At 70.2% G+C, this 14,919-nt stretch carries 15 protein-coding genes and 1 tRNA gene; 6 read left to right on the top strand and 10 right to left on the bottom strand.

Annotated elements, in window-relative coordinates; translation table 11 throughout:
* Positions 1-83: 83 nt before the first annotated feature.
* The 4 genes from ACZ5TL_RS31990 (at position 84) to ACZ5TL_RS31975 (ending at position 3,365) form a co-directional block, all read left to right on the top strand.
* Positions 84-416, top strand: coding sequence for a hypothetical protein (locus tag ACZ5TL_RS31990; protein ID WP_468594203.1), 333 nt, complete (start codon positions 84-86; stop codon positions 414-416).
* Positions 413-1,558, top strand: coding sequence for a DUF3631 domain-containing protein (locus tag ACZ5TL_RS31985; protein WP_468594202.1), 1,146 nt, complete (start codon positions 413-415; stop codon positions 1,556-1,558). Before ACZ5TL_RS31990 ends, ACZ5TL_RS31985 begins: the two co-directional genes overlap by 4 nt.
* Positions 1,559-1,740: 182 nt before the next feature.
* Positions 1,741-1,926 carry a helix-turn-helix transcriptional regulator gene (locus ACZ5TL_RS31980; protein WP_468594201.1) on the top strand — a complete coding sequence of 62 codons (186 nt, stop codon included), beginning with the start codon at positions 1,741-1,743 and terminating at the stop codon, positions 1,924-1,926.
* Between the two features lie 59 nt (positions 1,927-1,985).
* A complete protein-coding gene (locus tag ACZ5TL_RS31975; protein WP_468594200.1) occupies positions 1,986-3,365 on the top strand; it encodes a tyrosine-type recombinase/integrase in 1,380 nt (459 codons plus the stop codon).
* Positions 3,366-3,541: 176 nt separating this feature from the next.
* Here ACZ5TL_RS31975 and ACZ5TL_RS31970 read toward each other — a convergent pair.
* Positions 3,542-3,623: transfer RNA gene (locus ACZ5TL_RS31970), tRNA-Tyr, on the bottom strand.
* Positions 3,624-3,843: 220 nt separating this feature from the next.
* On the opposite strand from ACZ5TL_RS31970, the gene ACZ5TL_RS31965 reads away from it, so the two are divergent.
* Entirely contained in the window at positions 3,844-4,332 is a 489-nt protein-coding gene (locus ACZ5TL_RS31965; RefSeq protein WP_468594198.1) for a YajQ family cyclic di-GMP-binding protein, read from the top strand.
* Positions 4,333-4,437: 105 nt separating this feature from the next.
* On the opposite strand, the gene ACZ5TL_RS31960 is transcribed toward ACZ5TL_RS31965, so the two are convergent.
* Positions 4,438-4,704: a GlsB/YeaQ/YmgE family stress response membrane protein gene (locus ACZ5TL_RS31960; RefSeq protein ID WP_468594197.1), complete on the bottom strand. Its 267-nt coding sequence runs from the start codon at positions 4,702-4,704 to the stop codon at positions 4,438-4,440.
* A 193-nt stretch (positions 4,705-4,897) separates the two neighbouring features.
* On the opposite strand from ACZ5TL_RS31960, the gene ACZ5TL_RS31955 reads away from it, so the two are divergent.
* Entirely contained in the window at positions 4,898-6,157 is a 1,260-nt protein-coding gene (locus ACZ5TL_RS31955; protein WP_468594196.1) for an APC family permease, read from the top strand.
* Between the two features lie 329 nt (positions 6,158-6,486).
* On the opposite strand, the gene ACZ5TL_RS31950 is transcribed toward ACZ5TL_RS31955, so the two are convergent.
* From ACZ5TL_RS31950 to ACZ5TL_RS31915, 8 genes are all read right to left on the bottom strand, one after another.
* A complete protein-coding gene (locus ACZ5TL_RS31950; RefSeq protein ID WP_468594195.1) occupies positions 6,487-6,879 on the bottom strand; it encodes a YccF domain-containing protein in 393 nt (130 codons plus the stop codon).
* Complete coding sequence (htpX, locus tag ACZ5TL_RS31945; RefSeq protein WP_468594194.1) at positions 6,876-7,739, bottom strand: zinc metalloprotease HtpX; 864 nt, start codon at positions 7,737-7,739, stop codon at positions 6,876-6,878. Before htpX ends, ACZ5TL_RS31950 begins: the two co-directional genes overlap by 4 nt.
* A 238-nt stretch (positions 7,740-7,977) precedes the next feature.
* Positions 7,978-9,501, bottom strand: coding sequence for an NADH-quinone oxidoreductase subunit N (locus ACZ5TL_RS31940; protein ID WP_468594193.1), 1,524 nt, complete (start codon positions 9,499-9,501; stop codon positions 7,978-7,980).
* Positions 9,498-11,072, bottom strand: a complete 1,575-nt coding sequence (locus ACZ5TL_RS31935) for a complex I subunit 4 family protein (RefSeq protein ID WP_468594192.1) — start codon at positions 11,070-11,072, stop codon at positions 9,498-9,500. Before ACZ5TL_RS31935 ends, ACZ5TL_RS31940 begins: the two co-directional genes overlap by 4 nt.
* A gap of 6 nt (positions 11,073-11,078) precedes the next feature.
* Positions 11,079-13,073, bottom strand: a complete 1,995-nt coding sequence (locus tag ACZ5TL_RS31930; protein WP_468594191.1) for an NADH-quinone oxidoreductase subunit 5 family protein — start codon at positions 13,071-13,073, stop codon at positions 11,079-11,081.
* Positions 13,070-13,468, bottom strand: coding sequence for an NADH-quinone oxidoreductase subunit NuoK (nuoK, locus tag ACZ5TL_RS31925; protein WP_468594190.1), 399 nt, complete (start codon positions 13,466-13,468; stop codon positions 13,070-13,072). Before nuoK ends, ACZ5TL_RS31930 begins: the two co-directional genes overlap by 4 nt.
* On the bottom strand, positions 13,468-14,106 hold the full coding sequence (locus ACZ5TL_RS31920) for an NADH-quinone oxidoreductase subunit J family protein (RefSeq protein ID WP_468594189.1): 639 nt from the start codon (positions 14,104-14,106) through the stop codon (positions 13,468-13,470). The genes nuoK and ACZ5TL_RS31920 overlap by 1 nt, the downstream gene beginning before the upstream one ends.
* On the bottom strand, positions 14,103-14,909 hold the full coding sequence (locus ACZ5TL_RS31915) for a NuoI/complex I 23 kDa subunit family protein (RefSeq protein ID WP_468594188.1): 807 nt from the start codon (positions 14,907-14,909) through the stop codon (positions 14,103-14,105). The genes ACZ5TL_RS31920 and ACZ5TL_RS31915 overlap by 4 nt, the downstream gene beginning before the upstream one ends.
* Between the last annotated feature and the right edge of the window lie 10 nt (positions 14,910-14,919).

Raw genomic sequence — 14,919 nt, 5'->3', positions numbered from 1 at the left:
CCCCCGACTCCCCCCGCCTGGATTGCCCCACCGGTCCCACCGATCGGCCGCACGCCGCTCCACAGCCTGTGGACCGTGCGGCCGTGGGCGAGCCGAAAGGCGCCGCCCGTAAGGGCGTCGTCACTGCTCTTCCCCGCTCGAACCGCTCCCCGGCCCGGCCGGGCGCCGATCCGACGGCGAACGCCCCCGGTATTCGAGTCTTCGCCCCGCCCGTCTACCGGAATCACTACGACGGCGCTCGCTGGTCCACCCGGCCCGGCGCCCTGCCCACCGCCGCCTACGCCTGCTCCTGCGGGCAGACCGGCACAGCGACGGGCCCGGAGGCCGTGGCCGCGCTGGTCGCCGAGCACGGCGCCCACCGATCCGTCTGCACGGGAGCTCCCGCCACAACCCCCGAAGGGAGGGCCGCCGCATGACCAACCCCATCGACGGCGCCGCACTGCTCGACGAGGTGGAAGCCTTCCACCGCCGCTTCAACGTCTTCCCCACCGAAGCCGCGTTCGTCGCGGTCACCCTGTGGGACGCGCACGCTCACCTGCTCGACTGCTTCGACTCCACCCCCCGCATCGCCTTCCTGTCCCCAGAACCGGGGTCGGGCAAGACCCGGGCACTGGAGATCGTCGAAACGCTCGTGCCGCAGCCCATGACGGCCGTCAATGCCTCCGCCGCCGCCCTTTTCCGGTCCGTCTCCGCAGGCAACGGCAAACCGACCATCCTGTTCGACGAGATCGACACCGTCTTCGGTCCCAAAGCCGGGGACAACGAGGAACTGCGCGGGTTCCTCAACGCCGGACACCGCCGTACCGGGGTCACCTACCGGTGCATCGGCGACGGCGGACAGCAGACCGTGCAGGCCTTCCCCTCGTACTGCGCGGTCGCGGTCGCCGGACTCGGCTCCCTGCCCGACACGATCCTGAGCCGCTCCGTCATCATCCGCATGCGGCGCCGCGCGAGGAACGAAAAGGTGGAGCCCTTCCGAGCCCGCATCCACGAGGCGGAGGGGCACAAGCTCCGTGACCGGCTCGCCGAATGGGGAGAGCAGGCACGCGGATTCGTCATGGGAGCCTGGCCGGACATGCCGGACGGAGTGAGCGACCGCCCGGCGGACGTGTGGGAACCCCTGCTCGCCGTCGCCGACGCGGCCGGAGGGGACTGGCCCGAGCGGGCACGTGCGGCCTGCGTGACGCTGGTGACCGCGTCCAAGGCCAACGACAAGGGCAGCTTGGGCGTGCGGCTGCTGACCGACCTGCGCGACCACGTCATGGTCGGCATCGACCGCCTGCCCACCGTCGCCATCCTCGACCGGCTCAACGCCCTCGACGACGCCCCGTGGGCCGACTTGAACGGCAAGCCGCTCGACAACCGGCGGCTGTCGCGGATGCTCGCGGAGTACATGACGGCCGACAACGAGCCCATCACGTCCCGCAACATCAAGGCCGCCGGGAGCGTGTTGAAGGGCTACTACGCCGCCGATCTGCGGGACGCGTGGGCCCGCTACTGCCCCCCACCCTCGGAAAGTCCGCTACCTCCGCTACCGGGCACCGAAAACGCTGCCTGACCAGCACTAACGCGGTAGCGGCAACCGGCCATGGTTGCCGCTACCGCGCCGCTACCCATCCGCTACCGCTACCCCTTCCCGCTACCCCGCACAGGCCCCTGACCTGCGCGGTAGCGGCGGTAGCGGAAGTAGCGGCCCTCAGAAGGTCCCCTGGACGTCTCACCCGAGAAGGAGTCATCGCCTTGGCTGGCACCGAGAAGCTGAAGCTCCGCGAAGTCCTCGAAGAGATCGAGATGAGCCGCGCCGCGTTCTACCGCCTGCGCGCTCGCGGCAAGGCCCCCAAGCTCATCAAGCTCCCCAACGGTCAACTCCGCTGCCGCCGCGCCGACCTCGACGCGTGGTGGTCGTCGCTGGAAGACGCCGCCTGATCACCTCCCGCACACCAGACACGAGGGGCCCGCTTCCGGCGGGCCCCTCTGGAGTTCACATGGCACTGACCTACGACGTTCGCCTCTACTCCATCGAGGTCCGCAAGGACCGCCCGAAGCCCTACCGTCTGCGCTGGCTTGTCGGGGAACGTAAGCACTCCAAGAGCTACACACTCAAGGTGCAGGCCGAGGGACGCCGCTCTGAACTCATGTCCGCTGTACGGCGCGGCGACCAGTTCGACGAAGAGACCGGTCTGCCCGTATCCGAGCTGCGCGCCAAGCAGGGCTCCATCACGTGGTACGAGCACAGCCGCGCGTACGTGAACCGCAAGTGGGCCCTGGCCCCTGCGAAGTCGCGGAAGAACTACGCCGATGCTCTGGCGACCATCACCCCTGCCCTCGTGAAGACGAAGACAGGGATGCCCGACCCCGCGCTGATGCGGCGCGCGCTGTACGGGTGGGCGTACAACCGGAACCGCTGGGAGGAGACCCCGCCGGACGATGTGGCTCGCGCGCTCGCCTGGATCTCCAAGCACTCCCTGCCGGTCTCCTCCCTGGAGGACCCGGTGACCGTACGTCTGGCCCTGGACGCGCTGTCCCTCCGGTTGGACGGGAAGGAAGCATCGCCGCGTACCGCGAAACGTAAGCGGGCCTGCCTGAGTGACGTTCTCGGGCTCGCCGTGGAAGAGCAGTACTTCACGGTGCCGGTCAACCCGATCACGGCCGTGAAGTGGACCGCCCCGAAGTCGGTGGAAGCAGTGGACCCGGAAAGCGTTGCCAACCCTCGCCAGGTCCGCGCTCTGCTGGCCGGCGTGCGTGAGCAGGGCCCGCGCGGGCAGCATCTGGAAGCGTTCTTCGGGTGCCTGTACTACGCGGCCATGCGTCCCGCTGAGGCTGCCGGACTGCGGGTGAGCCAGTGCCACCTTCCGGAGACGGGGTGGGGAATGCTGACCCTGCGGCAAGGGGTCGTCCGGGCCGGTCGGAGCTGGACTGACGATGGGACCGCGCACGAGACGCGCCACCTCAAGGCCCGTGCCAAGAACGACTCCCGTCCGGTGCCGATCCCACCGCATTTCGTGCGCCTGCTGCGGCAGCACATCGCCACGCACGGCACAGCCCCCGATGGTCGGCTCTTCCGGACGAACCGTGACGGCCTGTTACAGGAAACCGGCTACGGGGAGGTGTGGGCGAAGGCCCGGAAGGACGTGCTGACCGCGGCGGAAACGTCCTCGTTGCTCGCCCGCCGCCCCTACGACCTCCGGCACGCCGGCGTCTCGTTCTGGCTTAGCTCCGGGGTCGACGCGATGGAGTGCGCCCGCCGTGCCGGCCACAGCATCGCCGTGCTGCACAAGGTGTACGCCAAGGTGCTCGACGAGACGCGGGAGCAGGCGAACAGCCGGATCGATGCGGCCCTGCGGGAGTGGAGCGAGCCGGAGTGATCATGCTCACCCCCCGGGGGACACCTGGGGGACACGCACTGATCAACGGTGGGATATGGGCGGTACGAGGTGAGACACGTCCACGCCCCGTCCACTGTTGATCGAACACCCAGGGGCAACGAAAAACCCCCTCTGGCCAGGCATAAGAACCTGTTCAGAGGGGGTCTTCCCCAGTGTGGCGGCGCCAGGATTCGAACCTGGGAAGGCTGAGCCGGCAGATTTACAGTCTGCTCCCTTTGGCCGCTCGGGCACACCGCCGGGGTTTGCTGCCCGTCGAGCCGCTTCCCGCGGCGCTCCGTGGCAACGACGTAAACAATACCTGATGTGGAGGGGTGCTTCGCCACCCGATTGATCGGCGCTCGGAGGGCGGGGGGTGGCTAGGCTTGTCCGGATGCGGCCCGGGACCTGAACGGGCCCTGCGGCCGCCCCCATACGCCGGTACGCACGACACGAACCCCGATACAAGGAGCCACAGGACATGGCCGACTCCAGTTTCGACATCGTCTCGAAGGTCGAGCGGCAGGAGGTCGACAACGCACTCAACCAGGCCGCCAAGGAGATCTCTCAGCGCTACGACTTCAAGGGCGTGGGTGCCTCGATCTCGTGGTCCGGTGAGCAGATCCTCATGGAGGCGAACTCCGAGGACCGGGTGAAGGCCATCCTCGACGTCTTCCAGTCCAAGCTGATCAAGCGGGGCATCTCGCTGAAGGCTCTGGACGCGGGCGAGCCCCAGCTCTCCGGCAAGGAGTACAAGATCTTCGCGTCGATCAAGGAGGGCATCTCCCAGGAGAACGCGAAGAAGGTGGCGAAGACCATCCGCGACGAGGGCCCCAAGGGCGTGAAGGCGCAGGTGCAGGGTGAGGAGCTGCGCGTCACCTCCAAGAGCCGTGACGATCTGCAGGCCGTCATCACCCTGCTCAAGGGCAAGGACTTCGACTTCGCCCTGCAGTTCGTGAACTACCGGTAGGTCCGGTCGGATCCCCGGGCTCCACGGCCTGCGCGGCAAAGAGGAAGGGTGGGCACCTCAGGGTGCCCGCCCTTCTCGCCTTCCGGCAGCAACCGACGGGCGCGGTCAGTCGCGCGAGTTGCCGAACAGAAGGCGGTAGGCGACCAGGAGGACGAGCGATCCGCCGATCGCCGCGGCCCAGGTCGTGCCGTCGTAGAAGTCCTTGGTGATGGGGTGGTCCATCCAGCGGGCCGATATCCACCCGCCGATGAACGCGCCCGCGATGCCGATCAGAGTCGTGCCGATGAGGCCGCCCGGGTCGCGCCCCGGCAGCAGGAACTTTGCGATGGCTCCGGCCAACAGTCCCAGGATGATCCAGCTGATGATGGTCATGCCGTGAACCTGCCCTTTCTTGCTGTGCCCGCACTGTCCCAGCCCTGTGATCTTGCTCCCCGCAGGCCGAGCCCGTGCGTCGTACATCCGGCATCCCGCGTGCGGCGTCTTTGCCCCGCGCCTTCATGCCGTCCTGGTGAGGAGGACGCCCCGGTCGCACCCGCCGGTTGCACTGATCAGTAGGGTGCGGCGCATGACAACCTCCGGTTCCGGACTGCGCCGCACCCTGGGTGTGGGGGACGCCGTCGTCATCGGACTCGGCTCCATGGTGGGGGCCGGGATCTTCGCCGCCCTCACGCCGGCCGCCCATGCGGCCGGGTCCGGGCTCCTCATCGGGCTCGCCGTCGCCGCGGTCGTCGCGTACTGCAACGCCATGTCGTCGGCTCGACTCGCCGCCCGGTATCCGGCTTCGGGCGGCACGTACGTGTACGGGCGTGAGCGGCTCGGGGAGTTCTGGGGGTATCTCGCTGGCTGGTCGTTCGTGGTCGGGAAGACGGCCTCCTGTGCGGCGATGGCGCTCACGGTGGGCACGTACGTCTGGCCGGGGCAGGCGCACGCGGTGGCGGTCGCGGCCGTGGTGGCGCTGACCGCGGTGAACTACGGCGGTGTCCAGAAGTCCGCGTGGCTGACGCGGGTGATCGTGGCACTGGTCCTGGCCGTCCTCGCTTCCGTGGTCGTCGTGTGTCTCACCTCCGGGGAGGCCGATGCCGGGCGGCTCGACATCGGGGCCTCGGGCGGTGCGGACGGGATGCTGCAGGCAGCAGGTCTGCTGTTCTTCGCGTTCGCCGGGTACGCCCGGATCGCCACCCTGGGTGAGGAGGTGCGGGATCCGGCGCGCACCATCCCCCGCGCGATCCCGCTGGCGCTGGGCATCACGCTGGTGGTGTACGCGTGTGTGGCGGTGGCTGTCCTTTCGGTACTGGGGGCGCAGGGTCTCGGTGCCGCGACGGCGCCGCTGGCCGACGCGGTGCGGGCAGCCGGGGTACCCGGGCTCGTGCCGGTGGTGCGCATCGGTGCGGCCGTGGCCGCGCTGGGTTCGCTGCTCGCCCTGATCCTGGGGGTCTCCCGGACAACTCTGGCCATGGCCCGGGACCGGCATCTGCCGGGCGCGCTGGCCGCCGTGCATCCGCGGTTCCAGGTGCCGCACCGGTCAGAGCTGGCCGTGGGTGCGGTGGTCGCGGTTCTGGCCGCCACGGTGGATGTCCGGGGCGCGATCGGGTTCTCCTCCTTCGGTGTGCTGGCGTACTACGCCGTGGCCAACGCGTCTGCCTGGACGCTGGATTCGAGGCCGGCGGCGCGGATGGTGCCGGTGGTGGGGCTGGTCGGGTGCGTGGTGCTGGCGTTCTCGCTGCCCAGGGTGTCGGTCGTTGTGGGCGCGGGGGTGCTGGTGGCGGGGGCGGTCGCGTATGAGGTGCGGCGGCGGTGGGTGCGGGACGGGGCGGGGAAGGCGTAGGGCTGCGTTCTTCGGACCGGGGCAGGGAGCCGTTGTGCTGCGCTGTTGCGGCGGGCAGGCCCTATCGGCTCCGGGTGGTGGAGATGCTCGGCTGCGGGCCGGTCAGGGGTGTCTCGGCTCGGGTGGCTTGTCGGGGCCTTTCGCCGGTGCCTCCGACTCGGTATGTGAAGTCACGCCTGTCGGGCGGGCGTTACGGGGTGTGGTCGTCACTCGGTGCGGCAACTGCCCGATCGTGTTCATGGGTTCATCATGCGGGCCATCGCGGGAAGCCGGGCGGCCCTGTGGACAACCCGTTGGCTATGGAAAACGAGGGGGCGTCACCCCACCGGTCAGCGCACCGCGAACGGCTCGTTCGTCCGCACGATGTCGCGGCCCAGCGGAAGCAGCGAGACCGGGATGAGCTTGAAGTTGGCGATGCCGAGCGGGATGCCGATGATCGTGACGCACAGGGCGATGCCCGTGACGATGTGGCCGAGGGCGAGCCACCAGCCCGCGAGGACCAGCCACAGCACGTTGCCCACGCAGGACGGCGCGCCCGCGTCACGGCGCTCGACCGTCATGTACCCGAAGGGCCACAGCGCGTAGACGCCGATGCGGAATGCCGCGACGCCGAACGGGATGCCGATGATGGTGATGCAGAGCAGCAGGCCCGCGGCCATATAGGCGAGGAACAGCCAGAAGCCGCTCAGGACGAGCCATATGACGTTGAGAACGGTCTTCACTGATTCCCACCTGCCATCTTCTCGAGTCGGGCGATGCGATCCGCCATCGGCGGGTGTGTGGAGAACATCTTCGAAAGGCCCTGGCCGGGGCGGAACGGGTTCGCGATCATCATGTGGCTGGCGGTCTCGATGCGAGGCTCGGGTGGCAGCGGGAGCTGCTTCGTGCCCAGTTCGAGCTTGCGCAGGGCGCTGGCCAGGGCGAGTGGGTCGCCGGTGAGCTGGGCGCCGGAGGCGTCCGCCTGGTACTCCCGGGAGCGGCTTACGGCCAGTTGGATGAGCGAGGCGGCGAGCGGGCCCAGAAGCATGATCAGGAGCATGCCGAGCAGGCCCGGGCCGTCGTCGTCGTCGGAGCGCCCGATCGGGATCAGCCAGGCGAAGTTGACCAGAAACATGACCACGGAGGCGAGGGCGCCGGCGACCGACGAGATGAGGATGTCGCGGTTGTAGACGTGGCTGAGCTCATGGCCGATGACGCCGCGCAGCTCGCGCTCGTCCAGCAGGCGCAGGATGCCTTCGGTGCAGCACACGGCGGCGTTGCGCGGGTTGCGGCCGGTGGCGAAGGCGTTGGGCGCCTCCGTCGGGGAGATGTACAGGCGCGGCATGGGCTGGCGGGCCTGGGTGGAGAGCTCGCGGACCATGCGGTAGAGCCCGGGGGCCTCGAACTCGCTCACCGGGCGGGCGCGCATCGCGCGGAGTGCCAGCTTGTCGCTGTTCCAGTACGCGTACGCGTTGGTGGCCAGCGCTACCAGGACGGCGATGACGAGCCCCATGCGGCCGAAGAAGCTGCCGATGACGATGATGATGGCGGACAGTCCCCCGAGGAGGACTGCGGTCCTGAGCCCGTTGTGCCAGCGGTGCACGGTACGCCCTCCAAGTGGTGCGGCAGGGGGACCCTTGCTTGTCGTTCTGCGGTGCCACTGGTGGCGTGGTGTCACGTCCAGTGGACCTTCCCGTACTGGTCAACGCGAGGCGGGAGGCACTAGTTCCCTTGTGCGCGCGGCGGCGGGTGTGGACCGTCCGGGTGAACGGCTCCCGGACGCGGCACGCGCGCGTGGAGGGCCGGGTGCCCCACGCGCGCGTGGGGCATGCGGCAGTTGTTCAGAAGAGGGCGGTGTCGGTGAAGCGCAGGACCAGTTGGGGTGCCCCGGACAGGGCGATGCCGAGGACTCCGGTCAGGGCGATCGCTGCGGTGAGCGGAGCGGGGACGCGGTGCTTCTCGGGTTCGCCCTCGGGGGCACGGAAGAGCAGGGTCGTCCACTGGAGGTAATAGAAGAGTGCGATGACGACGTTGACGGCCATGATCACGGCCAGCCAGCCGAGGCCGGCGTCGACGGCCGCCGAGAAGACGGTGACCTTGGCGAAGAGGCCGATGATCCCCGGCGGCAGCCCGGCGAGGCAGAGCAGGAAGAACGCCAGGAGCAGCGCGGACAGCGGGTTCGACGCGTACAGGCCGCGGTAGTCGGCGACGCGGTTGTAGGTCTTCGTCCGGCCGACGAGTGCGGCCACGGCGAAGGCGCCCAGGTTCACCGCGCCGTACATCAGCGCGTAGGCGACGGTGGAGCCGATCGACTTCTCGGCGTCGCCGGAGTACGCGGCCGCGGCGATCGGGACCAGGAGGTAGCCGGCCTGGCCAACGGAGGACCAGGCCAGCAGGCGTACGGCGCTGTACGCGCGCGTGGCCTGCTGGCGGAGGGCTCCGACGTTGCCCACGGTCATGGTGAGCGCGGCCAGGACCGCCAGGGCCGGGCCCCAGACGTAGGCGTGCGAGGGGAGGGCGACGACTGTGACGAGGATCAGGCCGCTGAAGCCGACCGCCTTGCCGATGACCGACAGGTAGGCGGCGATCGGAAGGGGCGCGCCCACGTAGGTGTCGGGCACCCAGAAGTGGAAGGGCACGGCGGCGGTCTTGAAGGCGAAGCCGACCAGGGTGAGGACGACACCGGTCTGGACGAGCGTGTGGAGCTGCCCGTCGACGCTCTGGATGCGGTCGGCGATCTGGGTGAGGTAGAGGGTTCCGGTGGAGGCGTACAGGAAGCTGACGCCCATGAGGCTGACCGCGGTGGCGGTGACCGAGGACAGGAAGAACTTCAGGGCCGCTTCGGAGGACTTCCGGTCGCCGTACTTGAGGCCGACCAGCGCGAAGGCGGGCAGGGAGGCGACCTCCAGGGCGACGATCAGGGTGGCGAGGTCGCGGGAGGCGGGCAGCAGGGCGGCGCCGGCAGCGGAGGACAGCAGCAGGAACCAGTACTCGCCTTCGGGGAGATCCTTGCGGGCGTCCTTCAGTGCGGTGACCGACAGGAGGGCGGAGAGCAGGGCGCCCCCGAGGACGAGGAACTGGATGACCAGGGTGAAGCGGTCGGCCGTGTAGCTGCACACGGTGGCGTCGCCGGTCAGGCAGAAGGTGCCGCGGTCGCCGTCCAGGAGGGGCAGCAGCATCAGTGTGGCGGCGGCCAGGCCCGCCACCGATGTCCAGCCGAGCAGCGCCTTCCGGTGCTCGGCGACGAACAGGTCGGCGACCAGGACGGCGAGTGCGACGACCGCCGCGATGGTGGGCGGGGCGATCGCGAGCCAGTCGACGGACTGGACCAGCGACGCGGCCAGAGGCTGGGCCGGGGAGCTCATCGGGTGCCTCCTGCGAGGAGCTGCTGGACGGCCGGGTCGCTCAGGCCGAGGAGAACCTTGGGCCACAGGCCCCCGACGACGGTGAGGACGACGAGCGGGGTCCAAGCGGCGAACTCGTACGAGCGGATGTCGGTGAGCTTGGGGGCGTCCTGGGGCAGGGCGCCCATGCAGACGCGGCGGACCACGACCAGCAGGTACGCGGCCGTCAGCAGCGTGCCGAACGCGCCGAACGCCATGAAGGTGAGGAAGGCGGGGCGGCTGAGGCCCTCCGCGGGCTGGAACGCGCCGAACAGTGCCAGCATCTCGCCCCAGAAGCCAGCCAGGCCCGGCAGGCCGAGCGAGGCGACCGCGGCGAAGGCGAGCAAGCCGCCGAGGCGGGGGGCCCTGCCGTAGAGCGCGGCGCCGGTCTCCGCGGCGAGGGTGTCGAGGTCGGTGGTGCCGGTACGGTCCTTCAGCGCGCCGACCAGGAAGAACAGCAGGCCGGTGATGAGGCCGTGGGCGATGTTGGCGAAGAGGGCGCCGTTCACGCCGGTCGGGGTCATCGTCGCGATGCCGAGCAGGACGAAGCCCATGTGGCCGACGGATGAGTAGGCGATGAGGCGCTTGAGGTCGCCCTTCGCGCCCTGCTTGGCGAGGGCCAGGCAGGCCAGGGATCCGTAGATGATGCCGACGACGGCCAGGGCAGCGAGGTAGGGCGCGAAGGATCGGAAGCCGTCCGGTGCGATGGGGAGCAGGATCCGGACGAATCCGTACGTACCCATCTTCAGCAGGACGCCGGCCAGCAGGACCGAGCCAATGGTCGGCGCGGCGGTGTGGGCGTCGGGCAGCCAGCTGTGCAGCGGCCACATCGGTGTCTTGACCGCGAGCCCGATCCCGATCGCCAGAACGGCGATGACCTGCACTGATGCGGTCAGTGACCGGCCGTTGTCAGTGGCGAGTGCCATCATGTCGAACGTGCCCGCCTTGATCCCGATCAGGAGCAGGCCGAGCAGCATGACCACGGAGCCGAGCAGCGTGTAGAGGATGAACCGCCACGCTGCCTGGCCGCGGCCCTCGCCGCCCCAGCGGGCGATGAGGAAGTACATCGGGATGAGGACCATCTCGAAGGCGAGGAAGAACAGCAGCAGGTCGAGGACGGCGAAGGTCGCCAGGGTGCCGGACTCGAGGACGAGCAGCAGGGCGACGAAGGCCTTCGGGGTCGGGCCTTCGGGCATCTTGAAGTACGAGTAGAGCGCGCACAGGAAGGTCAGCAGCGCGGTCAGGACCAGCAAGGGGAGGGAGATGCCGTCGATGCCGAGGTGGATGCGTACGTCGAGTGCGGGGATCCAGCTGATGTCGGTGCTGGCCTGCATCTTCGACGGCTGGTCGTGGTCGAAGCCGAGCGCGAGGGCGATCGCCGCGAGGAGGACGGCGCCGGTGACGGTGACGCCGTGCCGGAGCACGGCCTGCTCGGGCGACTTCCCCTTCAGCCCGGGCGGGGCCGGCAGGAGAGCCGCGACGGCCCCGAGGAGCGGGCCGACGACGACGAATGCCAGAAGGAACTGCATCACGGACTCGCTGATATCGATCACGCCTGCTCACGCTCCCGTGGCGACGAGGACGACGGCGACGACGAGGACGACGGTGCCGGCGAGCAGCGCGCTCACATAGGTCTGGACGTTGCCGGTCTGGGCGCGTCGCACTGCGGCGCCCAGCCAGCGGGGCAGCGCACCCGCACCGTGTACGTAGGTCTCTACGACCTCACGGTCGAGGAACCGGACGAGGTTCGCTCCGGCCTGGACCGGGCGGACGAAGAGGGCCGCGTACGCGGTGTCCAGGTGGAAGCCGGCGGCCGCGGGCCGGTGCAGGGGGCCGAGCAGGAGCTGTCCGGGGTCGGCTGGGTCGGGTGCGTAGGCGATGTCGCCGTAGGCCGGCTTGTGCGAGGCGATGGCTTCCGCCTCGACCTGGGCGGCGTTGCCTTGGGGGTGGGCGGCGACCGCGCCCAGCGGTACGCGTGCGGTGATCGCGGTGGTGTGCCGCCATGCGGCGTAGGTGACGATGCCGCCGACCAGCGCGACGCCGGTGCCGAGCACCGAGGTGGTCAGGGTCGGGCTGAGGTCACGGCCGTCGAACCAGTCGGGCAGCAGGCGGAAGGCGAACCCGCCGAGTGCCAGGGACGGAACGGCCAGCACCCACAGCACCACGGTCATCGTCAGCGGCTGCCTGCCGTGGTCGGGGGCTTCGGCGCCCCGGCCGCGGAAGGCGAGCAGCCACAGGCGCATCGCGTAGGCGGCGGTGAGGACGGCCGTGAGCAAGCCGGCGACGAGGACGATCCAGCCCGCGGCGGCGGGGGCGTGCTCGGTGTGCCCGGTGACGACGTGCTCGGCGACGCCGAGGACGGCCTCCTTGGAGAAGAAGCCGCTGAACGGCGGGATCGCGGCGAGTGCGAGGAGCGCCACGGTCATCGTCCAGTAGGCGTCGGGGACACGGTCGCGCAGGTTCCGCATCCGGGACATGGCGGCCAGTGAGTTGGTGCCGGCGGCGTGGATCATCACGCCGGCCGCGAGGAACAGCAGCGCCTTGAAGGCGCCGTGGGCCAGGAGGTGGAAGACGGCGGCCCCGCGGTCGCCGACGGCGAGGGCGCCGGACATGTAGCCGAGCTGGCCGATCGTCGAATAGGCGAGGACACGCTTGATGTCGTCCTGGGCGAGCGCGGCGAGCGCCGAGCCGGCCATGGTGACGGCGGCCATGACGGCGAGGACGACCATCGCGGCCTGGGAGGCCTCGAAGACCGGGAGGAGACGGGCGATGAAGTAGATACCGGCGGCGACCATCGTCGCGGCGTGGATCAGCGCGGAGACGGGGGTCGGGCCCGCCATCGCGTCGGGAAGCCAGGTGTGCAGCGGGAACTGCGCGGACTTGCCCGCCACGCCCGCGAGGAGGAGCAGGGCGATCAGCGTCGGGTGGTCGAGCGAGCCGCTCGCGACGGCACCGAGGACCCGGGTGATGCGGAACGAACCGGCGTCCGTGGCCAGGGCGAACAGGCCGATGAGGAAGGGGACGTCGCCGAGCTTGGTGACCAGGAAGGCCTTGAGGGAGGCGGCGCGGGCCTCGGGGGTCTCCCAGTAGTGGCCGACCAGGAAGTAGGAGCAGATGCCCATGACTTCCCAGCCGACCAGCAGCACGATCAGATCGCCGGAGTAGACGACCAGGAGCATCGCGGAGGTGAACAGAGAGACCAGGGCGGCATAGGAGGGGTAGCGCGGGTCATCGCGCAGGTAGCCCGTCGAGTAGATCTGCACACAGGAGGCGACCAGACCGACCAGGACGGCGACGAGGGCGGCGAAGCCGTCGATGTGCAGGGCCAGTTCGATCGGGACCGAGCCGGTGGGGGTGAGTTCCGTGGCCGCGTTGACGGCCGCGTCACCGCCTTGGCGTACGGCGACCAGCACGGCGAGCACCAGGGCGGTGAGTGTCGGCAGGACGGCGAGCGGGCGGACGAAGCCGGGGGCCGTGCGGCCCAGGAGCAGGCCCGCGACGGCGCCGAGGAACGGCAGGAGGGGGACGAGGACGGCGAAGGTGGTCGTGGTCACGCGGTGGCCTCAGCCTTCTGGGCCTCGCCGGACTGCTCGGCCGTGAGGGCGTCGCTGTCGGGGCCGTCGGGGTCGTGCCGTTCGGCGGTGTCGCGGAGCTTGTCGATGTCCGCGGTGCCGCGGTTGCGGTGCACGGCGAGGACGATCGCCAGGCCGATGCCGATCTCGGCGGCGGCGATGGCGATGGTGAACAGGGTGAGGGCCTGGCCGGAGTGCAGGGTCTCCTCGGCGGTCTTGCTGAGCCAGACGTCGAAGGCGACCAGGTTGAGGTTGACGGCGTTGAGCATCAGCTCGACCGACATCAGGACCAGGATCGCGTTGCGGCGGGCGAGGACGCCGTACAGACCCGTGCAGAAGAGGAGGGCGGAGAGCACGGCGGGATAGGCGAGGTGCATCAGCGGGCCCCTTCCGTGTCGCGCCGGGTGTCCTGACCGCCCGGGGAAGTGGTGTCGGCCTTCGCCTTGCGGGAGAGGACGATCGCGCCGACCAGGGCGGCGAGGAGGAGGACCGAGAGGGCCTCGAAGGGCAGGACCCAGTTCTGGAAGAGGCTCGCGCCAGTTGCCTCGGTGGAGCCGGCGGCGGGGCCGTCCAGGTCGATCCAGGTCGTGCGGAAGGCGTCCACGACGACCCAGACCAGGGCGGCGGCCGCGGCGACCGCCACGGTGAGCGCGGCCCACCGGTTGCCGGAGTCGGCGTCCGGGGAACGGCCGATGGGGGCCCTGGTGAGCATCAGTCCGAACAGGAGGAGGACGACGACGGAACCGACGTAGATGAGGACCTGCACCCAGGCGATGAACTCGGCGGTGAGCAGCAGGTACTCGACGGCCAGCCCACCGAGGGTTACGACGAGCCAGAGGGCGGCGTGCACGAGTTGCCGGGTGGTGACGGTGACGAGCGCGGCGCCGAAGGTGACCAGGCCGACGAGGAGGAAGGCGATCTCGACGCCGGTCGGGGAGAGGAATCCGTGGGTCTCGGCGGCGGCGTTGGTGGCCGGTCCCGTCGCGAGGAAACCGGCGGTTGCGGCGAGAGTCATTCCCGTCCCTCCTGGCCCGGCGTCGGGTGGCCCGGCTGCGGGCGGTCCGGCTGCGGGCGGTCCGGCTTCGCCTGCCCCGGCGCCGGGCGGTCCGGGCGCGGCTGGTCCGGCGTCGAGTGGTCCGGCGTCGGGTGGCCCGGCTGAGGTTGGTCCGGCTGAGGTTGGTCCGGCGTCGGGTGGCCCGGTGTCACCTGCCCCGGCCTCGGCTGGTCGGTCTGCTGCTTGGAGTCGCCCTGGGGACGGGTGGGCTGCTCGGCGGCGCGGGCCTGCTCGTCGGCGTGCGGTTCCGTGGCGGACGGGGCCTGCTGGGCGGCCAGCTTCTCGGCGGTCTTGCGGGCGGTGGCGAGTTCCTTCGGTTCCTCCGCGCCGGGGTCGAGGGCCGGCGGCGCCGGGACGGTCCACATCCACTCGCGGAGCTTGTCGCGCTCGTGGGTGAGGTCGCGGATGTCGGTCTCGGCGTACTCGAACTCCGGGGACCAGAACAGGGCGTCGAAAGGACAGACCTCGATGCAGATGCCGCAGTACATGCACAGGGAGAAGTCGATGGCGAAGCGGTCGAGGACGTTGCGACTGCGTTCGCGGCCGCCGGGGGTCGCCGCCGGGACCGTCTCCTTGTGGGAATCGATGTAGATGCACCAGTCAGGGCACTCACGGGCGCACAGCATGCAGACCGTGCAGTTCTCCTCGAACAGGCCGATCACTCCGCGGGTGCGGGGCGGGAGGTCGGGCTGGGCGTCCGGGTACTGCGCGGTGACGGACTTCTTGGTCATCGTGCGGAGGGTGACGGCCAGGCCCTTGGCCAAGCCACTTCCT

Source organism: Streptomyces sp. NPDC033136, from assembly GCF_055578235.1.
This window is presented reverse-complemented; position numbering and strand designations above follow the sequence as displayed.

What these genes read in the sequence shown, in the direction of transcription:
- ACZ5TL_RS31985 (WP_468594202.1), top strand. Translation starts at nt 413, where the DNA reads ATGACCAACCCCATCGACGGCGCCGCACTGCTCGACGAGGTGGAAGCC.
- ACZ5TL_RS31975 (WP_468594200.1), top strand. Translation starts at nt 1,986, where the DNA reads ATGGCACTGACCTACGACGTTCGCCTCTACTCCATCGAGGTCCGCAAG.
- ACZ5TL_RS31965 (WP_468594198.1), top strand. Translation starts at nt 3,844, where the DNA reads ATGGCCGACTCCAGTTTCGACATCGTCTCGAAGGTCGAGCGGCAGGAG.
- ACZ5TL_RS31960 (WP_468594197.1), bottom strand. Translation starts at nt 4,704, where the DNA reads ATGACCATCATCAGCTGGATCATCCTGGGACTGTTGGCCGGAGCCATC.
- ACZ5TL_RS31955 (WP_468594196.1), top strand. Translation starts at nt 4,898, where the DNA reads ATGACAACCTCCGGTTCCGGACTGCGCCGCACCCTGGGTGTGGGGGAC.
- ACZ5TL_RS31940 (WP_468594193.1), bottom strand. Translation starts at nt 9,501, where the DNA reads ATGAGCTCCCCGGCCCAGCCTCTGGCCGCGTCGCTGGTCCAGTCCGTC.
- nuoK (WP_468594190.1), bottom strand. Translation starts at nt 13,468, where the DNA reads ATGCACCTCGCCTATCCCGCCGTGCTCTCCGCCCTCCTCTTCTGCACG.
- ACZ5TL_RS31920 (WP_468594189.1), bottom strand. Translation starts at nt 14,106, where the DNA reads ATGACTCTCGCCGCAACCGCCGGTTTCCTCGCGACGGGACCGGCCACC.